At 56.4% G+C, this 16,651-nt stretch carries 16 protein-coding genes and 1 pseudogene; 8 read left to right on the top strand and 9 right to left on the bottom strand.

All coding sequences use genetic code 11. From position 1 onward, the window contains the following. Window positions 1-229, top strand: a 229-nt coding sequence (locus CPT76_RS01050) for a hypothetical protein (protein ID WP_219845372.1), incomplete at its 5' end; no start/stop codon positions are given. A gap of 8 nt (window positions 230-237) precedes the next feature. Here the strand turns inward: CPT76_RS01050 and CPT76_RS01055 are convergent. Next, the gene (locus CPT76_RS01055; protein ID WP_200631934.1) at window positions 238-1,203 is read right to left on the bottom strand and encodes an NADP-dependent oxidoreductase; all 966 of its coding nucleotides are present in this window, start codon (window positions 1,201-1,203) and stop codon (window positions 238-240) included. Window positions 1,204-1,361: 158 nt separating this feature from the next. Here CPT76_RS01055 and CPT76_RS01060 point away from each other — a divergent pair, with 158 nt between their 5' ends. From CPT76_RS01060 to CPT76_RS01090, 7 genes are all read left to right on the top strand, one after another. Then, on the top strand, window positions 1,362-1,934 hold the full coding sequence (locus tag CPT76_RS01060; RefSeq protein WP_105441643.1) for a TetR/AcrR family transcriptional regulator: 573 nt from the start codon (window positions 1,362-1,364) through the stop codon (window positions 1,932-1,934). Window positions 1,935-2,061: 127 nt separating this feature from the next. After that, a complete protein-coding gene (locus tag CPT76_RS01065) occupies window positions 2,062-2,559 on the top strand; it encodes a DinB family protein (RefSeq protein WP_105441644.1) in 498 nt (165 codons plus the stop codon). A 70-nt stretch (window positions 2,560-2,629) separates the two neighbouring features. Beyond that, the gene (locus CPT76_RS01070) at window positions 2,630-3,622 is read left to right on the top strand and encodes a helix-turn-helix transcriptional regulator (protein WP_105441872.1); all 993 of its coding nucleotides are present in this window, start codon (window positions 2,630-2,632) and stop codon (window positions 3,620-3,622) included. 87 nt (window positions 3,623-3,709) lie between these two features. Further along, a complete protein-coding gene (locus CPT76_RS01075; RefSeq protein ID WP_105441645.1) occupies window positions 3,710-5,158 on the top strand; it encodes a spore germination protein in 1,449 nt (482 codons plus the stop codon). After that, a complete protein-coding gene (locus CPT76_RS01080) occupies window positions 5,155-5,460 on the top strand; it encodes a hypothetical protein (protein ID WP_105441646.1) in 306 nt (101 codons plus the stop codon). Before CPT76_RS01075 ends, CPT76_RS01080 begins: the two co-directional genes overlap by 4 nt. Further along, window positions 5,400-6,257 (top strand): GerAB/ArcD/ProY family transporter, encoded by an 858-nt coding sequence (locus CPT76_RS01085; protein ID WP_105441873.1) that lies wholly within the window; start codon window positions 5,400-5,402, stop codon window positions 6,255-6,257. Before CPT76_RS01080 ends, CPT76_RS01085 begins: the two co-directional genes overlap by 61 nt. Continuing rightward, entirely contained in the window at window positions 6,254-7,363 is a 1,110-nt protein-coding gene (locus tag CPT76_RS01090) for a Ger(x)C family spore germination protein (RefSeq protein ID WP_181152645.1), read from the top strand. Before CPT76_RS01085 ends, CPT76_RS01090 begins: the two co-directional genes overlap by 4 nt. Window positions 7,364-7,432: 69 nt before the next feature. Here the strand turns inward: CPT76_RS01090 and CPT76_RS01095 are convergent, their stop codons facing one another. The 8 genes and pseudogenes from CPT76_RS01095 to CPT76_RS01130 form a co-directional block, all read right to left on the bottom strand. Next, complete coding sequence (locus CPT76_RS01095) at window positions 7,433-9,028, bottom strand: glycoside hydrolase family 43 protein (RefSeq protein ID WP_105441648.1); 1,596 nt, start codon at window positions 9,026-9,028, stop codon at window positions 7,433-7,435. After that, the gene (locus tag CPT76_RS01100) at window positions 9,025-10,008 is read right to left on the bottom strand and encodes a pectinesterase family protein (RefSeq protein WP_105441649.1); all 984 of its coding nucleotides are present in this window, start codon (window positions 10,006-10,008) and stop codon (window positions 9,025-9,027) included. Before CPT76_RS01100 ends, CPT76_RS01095 begins: the two co-directional genes overlap by 4 nt. A 36-nt stretch (window positions 10,009-10,044) precedes the next feature. Further along, a complete protein-coding gene (locus CPT76_RS01105) occupies window positions 10,045-10,935 on the bottom strand; it encodes a dienelactone hydrolase family protein (protein WP_105441650.1) in 891 nt (296 codons plus the stop codon). 3 nt (window positions 10,936-10,938) lie between these two features. Continuing rightward, window positions 10,939-12,309: a glycoside hydrolase family 28 protein gene (locus CPT76_RS01110; protein WP_105441651.1), complete on the bottom strand. Its 1,371-nt coding sequence runs from the start codon at window positions 12,307-12,309 to the stop codon at window positions 10,939-10,941. Between the two features lie 2 nt (window positions 12,310-12,311). Next, window positions 12,312-13,451 (bottom strand): glycoside hydrolase family 88/105 protein, encoded by a 1,140-nt coding sequence (locus CPT76_RS01115; protein WP_105441652.1) that lies wholly within the window; start codon window positions 13,449-13,451, stop codon window positions 12,312-12,314. 161 nt (window positions 13,452-13,612) lie between these two features. Then, window positions 13,613-15,142, bottom strand: a complete 1,530-nt coding sequence (locus CPT76_RS01120) for an extracellular solute-binding protein (RefSeq protein ID WP_105441653.1) — start codon at window positions 15,140-15,142, stop codon at window positions 13,613-13,615. Between the two features lie 77 nt (window positions 15,143-15,219). Continuing rightward, on the bottom strand, window positions 15,220-16,185 hold the full coding sequence (locus tag CPT76_RS01125) for an ABC transporter permease (protein WP_374954581.1): 966 nt from the start codon (window positions 16,183-16,185) through the stop codon (window positions 15,220-15,222). A 271-nt stretch (window positions 16,186-16,456) separates the two neighbouring features. Beyond that, window positions 16,457-16,651: pseudogene (locus CPT76_RS01130) on the bottom strand (alpha/beta hydrolase); the annotation flags it as partial.

The raw sequence follows: 16,651 nt of genomic DNA on the forward strand, positions 1-16,651 counted from the left end.
TCCATCGGAGCAGGGCGTGGCCTCGGGTATGGCCTCGACGACGCTGAATATCGGCAACGCCATCGGCATGGCCTTCCTGATCTTCATCGCCAATTCCGGTATCGCCGGTCAAAGCGGCGGCTCGCTTCTGGCCGCGCAGGCAGCAGGCGTCCGCACCGCCATGTATCTGGCTGCCGCCGGGATGATCATCGGGGGAGCCGCTGCCTTGTTCCTTCCGCGAAAAAAATAATGATGTTGTTATCGATCCGCCGTGCTGCTTACACGAATAATGATCTTCCCCCTGGCTCGCCGGCTTTCGCTGAGCTCATGAGCCAGGGCGGTCTCTTTTAAAGGAAACATCCGGTCGATGACCGCTCGAAGCTGCCCTTCCTCCACTAAACGGGATATCCGGTCCAAATCCGCTGTCGTGACCGGCAGCATCGCAACATCGTGAACGTCAATCTGCCCGGCGGCCGCCTGATCGGTGTCATAATCCCCCCACGTGACCGGAACCAGCGATCCTCCAGGCGTGATCACCTCCAAGAGCCGGTTTCCTTCGGTCCCACCGACCGTATCGACCGCAAGCTGGACCGGATCAACAGCCCGAGTCCATGAGTCAAACGAATAATCCGCAAATTGATCGACTCCAAGTTTACGCAAAAAAGTCTCATTTCTCCCGGAAGCTACGCCGATCACCTCGGCTCCCTTCCATTTGGCAAGCTGCACGGCGAAGTGGCCGACGCCGCCGGATGCACCGTTGATCAGCACCCTTTGGCCGGCCTTCAGGCCTCCTTGAACGAACAGCGCGTTCCAGGCCGCACAGGCCGACTGCGGAAGGGCGGCCGCCGCTTCATGGCTGATGCTGCGGGGCTTTCGTGCAAGCTGCGCTGCAGGCAGAGCCGCATATTCCGCACACGCGCCGCTGTTCGCCGTCATGCCAAATACTTCGTCACCGACCCGCAGAGACGTGACGCCCGCTCCGACCTCTTCGACGGTGCCGGAAATATCCCACCCGGGAATATACGGCAGCGGAAAACGGTCTCCCGCCATCCCCGATCGGATCTGCCAATCTCCCGGATTGATCGATGCCGCATGCACGCGGACCAACACTTCGCGCTCGTTGACAAACGGAACCGGAACATCTTCATACTGCAGCACTTCCGGTCCTCCGTGCCGGTGATACCGGATCGCTTTCATGGTTTCTTTTCGCTGATAACCAGGCATGTTCATCTTACCTCCATGGATTGATTCTTTTCCTGCCACCCCCTACAATAGGGAAAACACGGGCCGGAGAAAATCGTCAATCATCCGCGTTTGACCGTTATCCGACATCTGAGCCTCATTGTTGAATATTACATAGGTATAAAGGAGGCGGCACATGCATGGAAAACAGAGGCGTTCCGCAGGACCGGCGAAGCAGGCGCTCGGAGAGTCTGTTGAAGCAGTCGTTCGCAGAGCTGATGAAAGAAAAAGGCTTTACCGCCATGACGGTTCAGAACATTGCCGAACGTGCGGATGTCAACAGGGGCACCTTTTATTCACATTATCCGGACAAATACGCCCTGCTGGAACAATCGATCCGTGATAAGCTCCATACCCGCCTGCAGCAGCATCTGCCCCCGGATGCCGGATGGAACAGCGATCATCTTCAGATGCTGGCCGTGAACCTCCTTGAGCATTTCCGGTCCCTTCACGGTCGCTGCAGTCCGGTGGAAACGATCAATCCTGTCTTTGAACGAACGATGCAGCAGGAAATCAAATCGCTGCTCACGGCCTGGCTGCAGCGGCTTGAACCGGAGGATTTCGGCTGGAACGTTCCATTGGATACCGTAGCCCTTGCGGCCAGCTGGACCCTTTACGGCGCTGCCCTGGAATGGAGCCGGGGAACAGCTGCGTACCCCGCAGAAGAAACAGCCAGATATATTGTCCAGTTGATCCTTCGAGGAACCGCTTAGCGGTTGCTCACATTAAAAATAAATAAATACAGCAGCATTCCAAAAATCACTGACCGAGACTGTCAGTGATTTTTGTGTATACTGCTATTAAACCGAACAAAACTTCAAAAAAATGGAGGAATGCATGATGTTTACAAGCATTAAAGATTTTGCAGCGGAATGGACCAACGAAGCGGAAATGACCCAGAAGATCATGAACGCGCTGACCGATGAATCGCTCGGGCAGGCCATAACGGACAAGCACCGGACCCTGGGCGGGCTGGCATGGCATCTCGTGGAATCCGTTCATTATATGACATCGCTCGGGCTGGCGTTTGATGCACCCGATAATAGTGACGCAGTAAAAAAATCAGCCGCTGCGCTTGCCGGCCAGTACGAGCGGGTCAGCCGGGCCATTCTCCAAGCGGTCGAGACGCAGTGGACGGACGCCAAGCTTCTGGAGACGCAAACCATCGCCGGCCAGGAGTGGAACAACGGAGGTTCACTGCGCTTTACCCTCATGCACCAAGCCCACCACCGCGGACAGATGACCGTCCTGATGCGGCAGGCCGGATTGAAGCTGCCGGATTTGTACGGTCCGACTTACGATTCATGGGTGGAACAAGGATTGGAACCGCTCGCCTAGACGCGTTACAATGGAGCTGATACCCGGGATCGTATCCCGGGTAATTCTCTTTTACGAAAGGATTTCTCCGATGTCCAAAGCTGATAACATGCTCTCGATCCTCTGGATGCTCCGGTCCGGCAAAAAAATGACGGCACAGCAGCTTGCCGACGAGCTGGAGATCCATGTCCGCACAGTGTACCGGTGCATTGATTCGCTCTGCGCAAGCGGCGTCCCGGTCATTGCCGATTCCGGCCCAAACGGGGGATTCCAAATCCTTGGGACCTTTGCCGACTCGCCGCTCATGTTCGATGCGGAAGAGCAGAAAGCCCTCGTCCATGCTTCGGTGTTTGCCCAGGAGGCTGGGTATCCTCACACCGATGCCCTGGGCAGGGCCGTGGACAAACTGAAACGGTATACGAACGAGAAGCAGCTCACGCAAATTGAACGCCACAGCAGCGGGCTGTCCGTCCTTCAACCGCCCATCGATTCGGAGCAAAAAGGGCGGCTGCAATGCCTTGAGGAAGCCGCTGGACAAAGGCAGACCCTCCGGATGGTGTACGGCGGCTCCAATGGAGATCCCGGAACCGGGTCGGTACGGGAGTTCGATCCTTACAGCATCATCCATTGGAAAGGGCAATGGTACACCACCGGATACTGCCATCTCCGCAAGGACCTGCGGAACTTCCGGGTTGACCGGATTGTGAGCCTGGACGTGACGGATCGGCGCTTTGAGCGCCCCGAAAACTTTTCGGCCAAGGACGTTCTGCTGGAACAGCTGCTGCCGGACCCGGCTGGCAATCCTTCCCTGGTTACGGTCCGGATTCAGGCTCACGATCACGTCCTGAATGAACTGAAGCAGCACTGGCTGCTCGGTCATGCACTGATTGAGCGAAGCCCCGGGGAGGCGGTATACCGGCTTGATTCCTCCTCCCTGCATTCATACGTCCCCTACTTTCTTCTTCCCTACGGAAAAGCGCTGACCATCGCCGAGCCGGAGTCCCTGGTGCTGCGCATGGCCGAAGTCAGCCGGGGAATCGCGGAACACTACGGATCGATGCTGTCAGGATTGCCTTCAGAGTAACCTCACCATCCTCCTGCATAATTTGCTGCAGTAATTGGAATAATTAGGGGGATCAAAGGCAAAGTGTCATGCAAAGGATGATCGACCGTGGAACCCAGCAAAGGTGCAACGATGCTTCAGCATCTCCAGCATACGTCCTCTGAATTTCTTCTTTCCCGGCTCCAGGAGGCTTTTCAGCACGCGGCCGACTTCCAGGCCGTCTGCATCGGTGAATCGGACGCCGGCAAGCTGTATTTGCTGTACCTTACAACGCTTGTCGGCTCCGATCATTTCATATTCAATATGAACCGGCAGCCGCAGGATGGTGTCCTGACCACACTGCACAGTTATTACGGCACCAGCTATTCGGCTGGTGATTTTTCCGCTTGCGAAAAAGCGGTATGCGCCGGCAAAACCGTGCTGTGCACTGCGGAGTCCGCCAACGGCCTGATTCTGGCAACGGAGAATCCGCAGCAGCGGGGGCTGCAACAGCCGCAGACGGAGAACGTGATTCAGGGGCCGATGTACGGTTTTATCGAGAACTATCAAACCAATATCGCCCTCATACGCCAGCGGATGCAAACCTCCCGTTTGAAAATTTGGGAGACCAGCGTCGGAGATCTGACCAATACGAAGGTGGGCGTAGTTTACCTGGAAGGGGTGACCGATCCGGGTCTCGTCCAATACACCTGCGGTCAAATCAGCGCCATTCAAGCGGACGGGATCCAGGAATCCGGCGAACTGCTGCGGTTCATGAACCCCGGATCCTCCCGCCTCTTCCCTGCCGCCGTCACGACGGAACGCCCGGACCGGGTAACGGCCTCTCTGTTAAACGGCAAGATTGTCGTCTTAATGGACGGAACGCCGTTTTCGATCATCGCCCCGGGGTCCTTCTTTGATTTCTGGGAATCCCCAGAAGATCAATACCTGACGCCGCTGATCGCATTATTTTTGAGGTGGCTGCGGTTCATCGCACTCATGATCAACCTGTTTCTGCCCGCCCTCTACGTGGCGATCACTTCGGTGAACATTGACCTCAACCGCCTGGAGATCAGTCTGGCCGCTGCCGGCAGCAGGGAAGGGGTCCCTTATCCCGTGTGGATCGAGTCCCTCATCATGCTGTTTCTTCTGGACTGCATCGTTGAGGCCGGCATACGCCTGCCAAGGTCGATCAGCTCCACCGTTACGATGGTTGGCGGGGTGGTGCTGGGACAGGCGATCATTCAAGCGAATATTGTGAGCAATTTGCTGGTCATCATCGTCGCAACGACGGCGCTGACCAATTTTATCGTCGTGGATTATCAGATGGGCCTGGTTCAGCGGATTTTGAAATATTTTACGCTCGCCGGGGCCAGCGTCATCGGAATTCTCGGCATATTCATCTGCTTTGCCATTCTCGTCATCTGCCTCTCCCGCATCCAATCGTTCGGCGTTTCCTATTTGACTCCGATCGGTCCCGGTGCCCGGATCCGGTCCATGAGTCTTGGACTGATCGGCGGCTCCCGCAAATTTTCACTCAGCTACTGGATTACCTTCGGAAGAGGGTCGAGACAATGAATCCATCGAACGAGGAACTGAAGATCTCCATGCCCCAATACTTCGTCCTGCAGATGATGGTATTCGGGGCGATCTCCTTTCATGTGTACCCTTGGCTCGTCCTGCAGTCCACCACCCAGAGCTACTGGATCCCGATCCTGATCTGGATGCTGCTCGGACTGCTGGGTGCCTGGCTGTTCAGCCGGGTCCTCGCGCTGCATCAAGGAAAAGACGCCTATACGATTACGAAGCTCGTGCTTGGATGCCGGGGGTCATTCTTTTTATCGTTCCGCTGCTCTGGTTTATGTGGAGCGCCATGGTGATCATCGTCCGGGCTCACAGCGAGATCATCTCGATGACGATCCTTCACAGCACGCCGCAGTGGTTTTTAGACGGGATGATCTTTATTGGCGTCTTTCTGGCTTTCGGAGGAATCGGTTCAATTATCCGCGCTTCCGTCCTGTTTCTGCTTATCAGCTTTCCGCTGTCCGTCGGGCTCGTATTGCTGGGCTTCGGCGATCTCGATTTTAATCTGGGCAAACCGTGGCTCTATACCAATGGGGATTTTCTGACCAGCCCGAAATTTTACACGACATCCTTCATCTGGGCCGGTTATCTTTACTATGCGGCTTGCGGCAGCTATGCCAAACAGCCGAAGAAGCTATGGCGACCTTATACCGTGGCTGCGCTCTGTTTTCTGCCTTTACTGGCCGCCTCCGTCTATCAGCCGGCGCTGACGTTTAGTCCGGAGATGTCAAGAATTTTGACGCTTCCTTATATCAGCAAAATGGACTCGGTAAGCTATTACTGGCTGGTGATCGAAAATTTAACCGCCGTATTTATCGTCAGCTCCATCCTCTATTTGTTTTTATTGCTTGCCCTGATCCTGAACTGCATCGTAACGGCAATCAGGGCGGTATTTCCCAGCTGGAACGAAAAGCTGCTGTATGTGCTGGCAGGAATCACGGCATACGCCGCCATCCGGATTATTCCTTCATGGGAATGGATCGAAAGAGCCGTGGAGTGGGATACGGTTCTACGCCTTTACTTAATGTATGGCTTTCCTATGGCTGTGCTGGTCAAGTCCTTCATTTCCAACAAAATGAGGGCCCGCCAATGAACAGACGCGCAGCCCGATGCCTGGCCATCTTATGCCTGCTTCTCTTCCTCCCCGGCTGCTGGGATGTCAAAGATGTCGACAACCGGCTCCTTGAGACCGCGATCGGCATCGAGCCGGCCGGCGGTGACCGGGTGCGGGTCTGGATGAGGTTCCCACTCCCGCAGTCGCAGGACGGAGCCCATAAGGAATTTTTCGTCATCAAACAGGAAGGCAGCACCGTGATTGAAGCCATAGACCAGCTCCGGTTAAGGCTGCCCAAAAGCCTGGATATGTCGCAGAACCAGTCGATCTTTCTGGATCAGGCGCTGGCGAAAAAAGGATTCATGCCCTATCTGGAATTCACGATCAGGGACCGGACCGTTCCTCTGGATTCGTTAATTGCGATTACGACAGGCGGCATGAAGTCGATATTTGAACGTCCCAACCCGACGGGCGAGCTCTCGGGTATCTACACGAAGCTGTTCTTTGAACGCTACGGCGGCGGAACCTCGCAAAAAAACGTCGTGTCGCTATGGGAAATTTTCAGGGGGTACTATGATCCGCTCGAGGAATGCCTCGTGCCTGTATTGGTGACGGATTCCGAAACGATATTCCGGGTCGCGGGCAATGCATTCTTTAAAAATGACGCCATGGTCGGCATGATCTCTCCGGAGGAAACCCTGATTTACGAAATCGTTACGGGCAAGATGTCTCCCTTCGAAATCGAAACCGCGGATAAAATGAACCTTAAAATTCTGAATTCCAGTGCCGATATCGACACGGATATGAGAAGCGGCAAGCCCGTCATCCGCATTCATGCCAAGCTTTCGATGACGCTCATGGATTCCGCGCGCGGGATCGACATCAAGGCAAAGCATCTGGAAGCTTCCATTAACCGCCTGATTGAGCAGCGGGCAGCCGCTGTATTCCGGATGACGCAGGCGCAGGAATCCGACATTTTTGGATTTGGCAACCGCTTTAGAGGAAAAGTTCCACCCAGCCAATACGAACGGTGGCCCAAGCTGTACTCCACAGCGACCCTGGAGTTCAAGCTGGATTCCGAGCTGAAAAACACGGGCCTTCAGCTGAGACGCAGGCCGTTCATTAATCCGTCCAAGGAAAAGTAGGAAACTAAAAGGGGCTGCTTCACATTAGAAGCAACCCCTGTTTCATCATTACCGATCATCCCTTCTCTTCTATGCTTCAATTCCCATATAGCGAAAATGGGAAAAGTCCGCATAGCTCCCCTCAAAGGTCTGCATATCATGGACAGCGATACCGACAAAATTGCCGGTGAAGCCGCCGCAGAGGAAGCGGATGTCCTGTTCTTCAAACAGCGGCACCCAATCCTGCATCGGGCTGAACCGGCCATAGATCCGTCCGCGGATGCCATGGACTTCCACGGCCAATTGAACGGCTTCCCCGGCATTCACCGGAATCATGTCCGGAATAACGGTGAACGCATCGTCCGCGCAGCGCATGAGCCGGATCACCTTGCCCTGCTCTTCGTCCTGCGTCACATAAGCATACAAATAATTTTCATCGTTCAAATAAAGCATCAGCCCGGCCATCTGCAAATAGCTTGCTGGCTCGAACTCCAGCGACGTCTCCGCCCGGAAATGGATATCCGCCTGCCGGACGGCCACAATGTGGTGATGAAACAGGCTTTGCGGCGATTCCCCGGAATGGAGGCGGAGGTGGCCCGGACGCTCTGACAGCGAGCACCAGGATGGATCCGCAGGTATGCGGAGCGTATTCCAGGCTTTGGCGAGCTCCGGTCCGTCAAAGGTATCCTCAAACAAGCTCCGTTCAGCGGCCGTCTTGGCCTCTGCCGGCGTGATCCCTTTCGGACGCGGGACCTCCATCTGCGGAGAATTCCCCCCGGCAGTCAGGCGAAGCCATCCTTCCTCGTCCCAATACACCTGCTGCAGTGCCGTTTCCCGGCCAAGGAGCGCGTACTGGCCTTCAACCGGACGCGTGCACAAATGGGCCATGTACCATTCCCCTTGCGGCGTCTGGATCAGGCTGCCGTGGCCGGCACACTGCAGCGGGAGCCCCGGGTTGTCCCGGGAGGTCAGCATCGGATTGCGGGGGTCCACTTCGTAAGGGCCCATCAAGCTGCGGGAACGGGCTACCGTCACGGCATGGCCGCTCCCGGTGCCGCCTTCGGCCGTAATCAGGTAATAATAACCTTGATGCTTATAGATATGCGGCGCTTCCGTCTTCTTCAGATCCGTCCCGTCAAACAGCTTGAACGGTTTACCAACAAGCTTCTGCTGCTGCGGATCATACTGCTGAATAACGATGCCGCTCGATTTATTCCCTTCCGGAATGCGGTAATCCCAGATTTCGTTCAGCAGCCATTTCCGCCCGTCTTCGTCATGATACAGGCTCGGATCGAAGCCGCTGCTGTTTAGATAGACCGGCTCGGACCAAGGCCCGTGAATCGAAGGCGCCGTAATCAAATAATTGTGAACGTCTTTAAATGGGCGCTTGGTGCTTTTCACATCGGTATAAATGAGGTAAAACAACCCGTCATGGTAGCTGAGCTGAGGCGCCCAGATGCTGCAGTTCTTCGGGTTTCCCCGCAGGTCGACCTGATCGGTCAGCACGTCGGTGCAGTGCTCCCATACCGCCAAATCCTTGGAGGCATATACCCTTACGCCAGGGAGCCATTCGAAGGAAGACACCGCGATATAATAAGTGTCCTTTGCACGCACGATGCAGGGATCCGGATTAAAGCCCGGCAGCACCGGGTTTCGAATGGTTCCCGTTTGTGTGGATATGGTCATGCTCTTCCCTCTCCTTTTCGTTTCCAAAAGTCCGTTCCGGCAAAAACTTGCTCCTTCCGCGGAGCCCCTTCCAGCGTCTCCTGATAGACCGCCCACCTGGCCCGCTGTCCACCCGGAGCCGGCGCTGCCGGATCAAAGCGGGTGCCGAATTCACGGTATTTGACCGTCAGCCGCCGCCCCGGATCGTTCCAATCGTCCCAGCCCAGCGGTTCGATATGTCCGCCCATCCGGCAGTCGACGTAGTCAGTGCGTGCATATTCGCGCCACGGCCTTCCCAGATACACGCCCGATACGCCTGGCTCTGCCGTCAAAGAACAGAGGTTAAAGACGTACCCGTATTGCTGCCCCGCGGGAGTAGAAGCCGCGGCGATATAACTGGCATGCCCGCTCGAATGACGCAGGCTGCGGATCTCGCAGCGGTCAAAGAAGGCAGCCGCGCCGCCGAATATAAAATCCACCGTCCCTTCGATACGGCAGTATTCGTACACCTGGCGGTACTCTCGGTGATGCTCCCGGAGCGGGATTCCTCCAAACACGCCGCCATGCTTGGGCGCAGGCGGAAGCGGTCCGGTAAACAACGTGTCTTGGTGCCCTTTAAAGGTGCAGTAGCGAAAAACCGTTTCGTCGCAGTGCGCGTAGACCGCCACGGCCTGGCCGATGTCCTCGCCCTGCCCGGCCGAATTGGTCACGACCAAATTCTCGATCAGCAGCCGCCGGCCGCCAAGGAACAGCGTCGGCGTTGTAAACGTGCCAATCTCATTCCCGTTCTCGTCCAGTTCCTTGGCATACCGGCCCTTCGTGATTTCCACATATCCGATGCCGATCACGGCCAGATCGGACCGGTATATCCGTACCGCTTCCTCATAGACACCCGACAGGATGTACAGGGTTTCGGGCCGCTGCGGATCTTGCTTCTCCAACGCATCCACCGCTTCCTGAATCGTCGGATAATCGCAGTGGTCCAGCTTTCCTACAATCATGACCTTCCCCCTTTCGTTTCGGGCTGCGGCCATCGCTTACAAGTGTTCCGCCAAAAATTCCTGCCAGCGGGCCCGCATTTCAGCCGTCTCCATATGGCCGCCGCCGGTCATGACCGTCTGCCAATGCTCCTCCTGCCCGGCCGCCCGGTATACCTCCCGCAGGCCTTCGGCCAGCAGCACGACGCCTTCCTCCGGGGTCAGCCGGTCGCTGCGCCCGGTCAGGCTCATCCTTGGCCGCGGGGCGATCATCACTTGGATTTCCAGCGTCGTGAAGTGCTTCAGCAAGCCCGGAACGTAGTAGTAGAACCCGTGGTGATCCAGCCCGCGCTTCTTCATCAAGGTATGCGCATCCACCTGTCCGCAGATGTCCACGGTCACCTTGATCCGCTCGTCCAGCGCCGCCAGCCACCAGGCCATCATCCCGCCCATGGACATGCCGAGGGTCGCGATCCGCGAGGCGTCGATATCTTCCCTGGAGCACATGTAATCCAGCATCCGCCGGTTGTCATACAGCATCATGCCCCACATGACGCGCCCCTGCCATAACATTTCCTTGACGATTTCGCTCTCCGTCTTGCCCGACCGCTCATGGAAGCCCCACATGTCGATACAGCAAACGGCATAACCCATGCCGGTCAGTGTGCTGGCAAAAGACGGCTGCTGCAAATACGAGCTGCCGCTGATCAGCTCCCTGCGTCCGTTTGTGTAATTGCCGCCATGCGAGTGATTGAAAACGACGAGCGGATAGGGCACCTCTCCGTCTATTGGCAGTGCGACATAAGCGGGCACCTGCTCCAGGCCGTTTAAATCCAGCAGCAGCGTCTCCAGCCGGTACCCGTCCGTCTCTTCCTGCTTGAGCAGCTCCACCTGGATGGGCCGGTCCTCCGGCACTTCGCCCAGCAGCTTCTTCAACCGTTCCCTCATCATTGGTTAAACCTCCTCTTCGCTGAGATCCTCCTCCTGCGGAACTACGCTTACCTGTTTTACAAGCTGCTCCGGCACCTTCGTATCCTTTGACCGGCACTGCTGCCATTCCACGTCTTCACCGTTTTCGACGTAGAAAGCCGGCCCTTCGTGGCCGCCAACCGTGACCCGGTCAAACCGAATGTCCCTCACATTGCCTAAATAAAAGCCGCGCGCTTTCATATCCTGGATGCCGGACATCATGGCCGGGCGCCCCGGAACCGGGTTCTCCGCCATGGAAATATCGATGTTGGCAAACGTTAATTCCGAAATATACCTTTCCGCAAGACCATAAACAAACCCTGCCGCTGCATGTACGTTCCTTGCGGTAATATTCGAAAAGTGAATCCGCCGGAACGTCGGCGTTTCCAGGGTGACCGGATAAGGCCGCTTATCCCAGACGTACTTGTCCTTGCCCCGCGGTCCGCAAAAATAATACAGGTTCAAAATGAACGGGCAGATGACTTCCTCCATGACGATGCCGCTGACCCGGATATCCTCCACCGTTCCTCCTCGCCCCCGCCGCGATTTCAGCCGGATGCCGCGGTCAGTGTGCTTAAAGATGCAGTTGCTGATCACGACGTTCCGGATGTCCCCACTCATTTCGCTGCCGAGCACGACGCCGCCGTGGCCGTGGATCATCGTACAGTTCGTGATCGTGATGTTCTCGCACGGAACCCGCTGCTCCGTGTCCTCCGTGCCGGCCTTGATGGCGATGCAGTCATCGCCGACGTCGATGTGGCAGCCGCTGATCCGCACGTTCTGGCACGACTCCGGGTCGATGCCGTCAGTATTCGGTGAATCCGCGGGATTATATATCGAGACGTTGTCGATCGTCACGTTGTCGCAGAGAATCGGATTGACCGTCCAGCTCGGGGAGTTGATCAGCGTGACGTCGCGGATCGTCACCCGGGTGCAGCGGTCGAGGCTGATCAGCTTCGGCCGGGGGTGGATCAGCTCCTCCGGGCGGCTGCGCATCTTGTCCCACCAGGGCTGCCCGTTGCCATCCAGCGTTCCGCTGCCGGTAATGGACACGTTCTTCAGCCCGTGCCCGTACACACAGGAGGCGTGCACCTCACGCAGCACCCCTTCCCAGCGGGAGGTCACGACCGGATAATCCGCCGGATCGGTGCTGAAGGACAGGACCGCTCCCGGGTCCAGCCTCAGCTCGATATTGCTGCGCAGGAGGATGGCCCCGGTCAGGAACGTGCCCGCAGGGACGAACACGGTCCCTCCCCCCGCGGCATCCGCCGCCTCGATCGCCGCAGCGATGGCTCGGGTCGCCGGCTCGACGCCGCCGGGCACTGCCCCGAACTCGGTGATGCTGTACACGCTCATGGCTATTCTCCTTTCGCCGCAGCGGCTGGTACCCTGGCCTCGTATTCGCCGCAGGCCTGCAGAAACGCCCCCAGCCCCTTCTGGTCGTTGGTGATGATCGGCTCGCTGATGTAATAGGCATAGGTGCCGTCGCGCCGGTCGGCTCCGCCCAGCCCGGCCACCTGGCAGTTTTTGTTCAGGTTCAGCCAGCCTTCCTTCGTCTCCAGCACAAACTCCTCCAGCAGCCCCCGATACGCTCTGTCCAAGCTGTCCTGCCATTCCTGCGGCGCAAGCACGCCGAGGCGAAGCCCTTTCGCGATGGCATAGGTGATCATGCTGGAAGCAGAGGCCTCCAAGTAATTCCCCTTGAGGCCGCCCTCATTGACCACCTGGTACCAGACGCCGCTGCCCGGATCCTGATAGGATCTCAGCGCACGCAGCGTATCGTTCAGGATGCGCTTCAGCTCAGGATAATCGGGATGGCTTCCCGGCAGCAGCTCCAGGCTGTCCGCCAGCGCCATGACAAACCAGCCAAGGGATCTTCCCCAGAAATTTGGAGATAAGCCGGTGGCCGGGTCGCACCACGGCTGGGCTTTTTTCTCGTCCCAGGCGTGATACAAGAGCCCGGTGGTCTCATCCTTCGTATGCAGCTCGCACAGCTTGAACTGCTTCGTCACGTCGTCCAGTCCCGCCCCGTCTTCAAACGTCAGCAAATATTCCAAGTAGAAAGGCGAGCCCATATACAGGCCGTCCAGCCAAATCTGGTAAGGATAAATTTCCTTATGCCAGAACGCCCCTTCCGACGTCCGGGGATGGGATGCCAGCTGGGATCGCAGCAGCCCGGCGGCTTGCTTGTATTTTTCCTCCCCTGTCTCCCGGTACAGGGTGAACAGCAGCTTGCCGTTGTTGATATGGTCGATGTTGTATTCTTCGGGGCGGTACCCGCGGATGCTCCCGTCTTCCTGAATAAAATGGTCCATGTTGCCTTGGATATACTCCCAATACCGGCGGTCTCCGGTCTGCTTCCAGAGCAGCTCGAAGCCCTTGAGCACCACGCCGTAATCATACGACCACTTGCCTTCATATCCCTTACCCTCGTACAGCTTCGGCGTCCGTGCCATGATGGACTCGGCCATGCGCTGCGCCGCGTTGAATGTCTGCATGCTGATCCTCCTCGGATAAAATTTCCGGCTTTCTCTGATAAAATTTCCATCTTCGCCGGGGATTGCTTTTTTACACCCTGCCGTCTTGGAAAAAACACAGTCCTAACCCCCATGCAGGCGGGATAGGACCTGTTGCCGTCTCCTAGCGTATGGCTCAGAAGTTATTTTTGCTGAGTGGCTTTGTAAGCCGCCTCGTATTCCTCGATAATTTTGCTGCCGCCGGATTTCTTCCAGTTCTCCACCGCAGCTTTGAATTCGTCCAGGTTGATTTTGCCGAGAATGTATTTGTAAGTCGCATCGGTAATGATCTTTTGCAGCTCAGAGCCCTGCGTTGTGTATGTTTCGGATTCCAGGGAATATGCCGGGTTCAGCACCCCGTATTTTGCGTTTTCCTTGATCAGCTTGTCGGCCTCGGCCTTCAGCGGATCGGCGTCATGGATTTTGTAGCCCGTTTCGCTCGGACGGGAAGAGGCAAACGGCTGCACTTCCTGCTGCCACAAATCGGTATTGGTAATCGTAACAGCGTCATTCGCATCCACGGTATAATGGACGCCTTCGATTCCGTATGTCATGAGGGCGTACACATCGTCGTCCATCAGGTCGTTGACGAATTTCAGAACGCGCTTCAGCTCGGCTTCATCCTTCACTTCGGATTTCGGGAAAGCCAGCAGTCCGCCGATTCCGTTGTTCGCCGCCCAAATCGCGCGGTCGCTTTCGTTGCCTGTCGATGTAATGTTGTTGACCAAGGCGAGCTGCATGTTATCCTGAACGCCCTTGGCCATATTCAAGAGGTTCTTCCCGTCAAACAGGGCGCCAACGTAAATTCCAGCTTTGCCCTGGGCGAATTTTTGCTGCTGATCGGTCTTGGCGGTCACCGCAAAGTCTTGATTGATATATCCTTTTTCGTACAGTGTCTTCATGTAATCCATCGTTTTGACGTACCCCTCGGTTTCGAATTCGGGGATCATTTTCCCGTCATCCGTCACCTGCCAGTTATTCGGCGTGCCGAAGTATGACCCCAGCGTCTTGAAGGCACCGTAGATCAGATCGCTCCGGTCCATGAAGCCCGTCGTATCCTTCTGTCCGTTGCCGTCCGGGTCCTGCTCGGTGAACGCTTTGGCGACGTTCATCAGCTCATCGGTCGTCTTCGGCACGGACAGTCCAAGCTTATCCAGCCAGTCCTTGCGGATGACGACGCCGTTGCGGGCGAGATCCTTCTGGAAAGGCACGCCGTACAGCTTGCCGTCGATTGAAGCCGATCTCCGCGTATCCTGCGAAATTTTCGCCAGGTTCGGGAACTCGTCCAGGAACGGTTCAACCTCCCAGAACATGCCGGACTTCAGGGCGTTGCGCACGGAGGAATTGTCGAGAATGGTGAGCGTAACGATATCCGCCAGGGAATCGGACGCCAGCGACGTATTGATGCGTTCTTCCTTGGAAGCATCCGGAATCCACGAGAATTTGATATCCGCCCCGGTCTTCTCCTCAATCTTGTTCAGCACCGTATCGGTCGGCGGCGACGCCGTGTGCAAAATGTTCAGCCACGTAATCGTCGTCTTTTCGTCACCTGCCACAGCGCTGCCTCCCGAGCCCTGGGCCGTTTCCCCCTTGCCGCCTCCCCCGCCGCAGGCCGAGAGCAGCAGCCCGCAGACCAGCGTAAACGCAGCCATCTTGCTTACCATTGGTTTCATGTGCCATTTCCCCTTTTCTATTATCCTTTGGATTGATCCCACATCCGTGGATGGATCCCACACCCGCCGTGCCTTGATTAGTACACGCCGTCCTCGCCGAACTTCTTCGCCAGCCGGTTGGAAGCCATGACCAGCACAAGTCCCACCAAGCCTTTGAACAAGCCTACCGTTGTACTGAAGCTCAGCTGCCCGTTCTTCAGACCTGCCGTATAGATGTAGGTGTCGAAAATTTCGGCCACCTCGCGGTTCAGCGAATTGAGCAGCAGGTACATATGCTCGAATCCCAGATCAAGCGTGCTGCCGATCTTGAGAATGAGCAGGGTAATGATGACCGGCCGGATCGCCGGCAGCGTCACATGCCACGTTTTGCGGAACCGTCCGGCTCCGTCCATTTCGGCTGCTTCGTACAGCTGAGTGTCCACCACCGTGATCGCCGACAGATAAATAATGGTGGACCAGCCGAGCTCCTTCCAGATGATCTGCCCGATGTACACGGTACGCAGCCATTCGGGTTCGGTCAGGAAGCTGATTTTGTGCCCGCCCAGCTTGGCGATCAGCTCGTTCAGCACGCCTCCGTCCACGGTGAGGAATACGTAAGTAATGGAGACGATGATGACCCAGGACATGAAGTGCGGGATGTAGATGATGGTCTGTACCCAGTTTTTGAACAGCCGGTGCCTGACCTCATTCAGCATCAGCGCCAATATAATGGGAAGCGGAAAAAAGATCACGATGTTGAGTGCAAACAGAATCAGCGTGTTGCGCAGAAGCATGAAGAATGTCGGTTCTGTAAACAAACGGACAAAGTGCTTCATTCCGACCCAAGGGCTGCCCGTGATCCCCTTGAAAGGCTGGTAATCCTGAAAGGCAATGACGAGACCGCCCATCGGCAGATACTTAAAGATGATGAAATACAACACGCCGGGCAAAATCATCAGGTACAGCAGCTTGTGACGTTTGATACGGTCCAGAGCGGTGTCCGTCCGTACCTTCCTGGCCGGTTTGACATTCATGTTCACGACGGCCGTGTTCGAGTCCTTCACCAGGTCGACCTCCTTGTAAGCGTTTCCTGTTACGACTCCAGCTTAGGCCGTTTTGGGAATTCCGTACATAATCATTTCATTGACACCGGCCATAAAACCGCATAACGGCGCCATTTTCGCCTTCCGCATCTCAGCTAATGATTACGGATTGAAGCTGATGATTATCCGGGTGACAGCCGCGGATTCCCCGCTCTTCCCCCTACGGACAACACCTCAGGAGCTGATTATATACGTAACCTGGTGTGCTTGGTACAGTCTAACTGTAAACGATTACCATTTCCTTGACGATTTCGCTCTCCGTCTTGCCCGACCGCTCATGGAAGCCCCACATGTCGATACAGCAAACGGCATAACCCATGCCGGTCAGTGTGCTGGCAAAAGACGGCTGCTGCAAATACGAGCTGCCGCTGATCAGCTCCCTGCGTCCGTTTGTGTAATTGCCGCCATGCGAGTGATTGAAAACGAC

Source organism: Paenibacillus sp. AR247 (assembly GCF_002968895.1).
Taxonomy (GTDB): domain Bacteria; phylum Bacillota; class Bacilli; order Paenibacillales; family Paenibacillaceae; genus Paenibacillus_AQ; species Paenibacillus_AQ favisporus.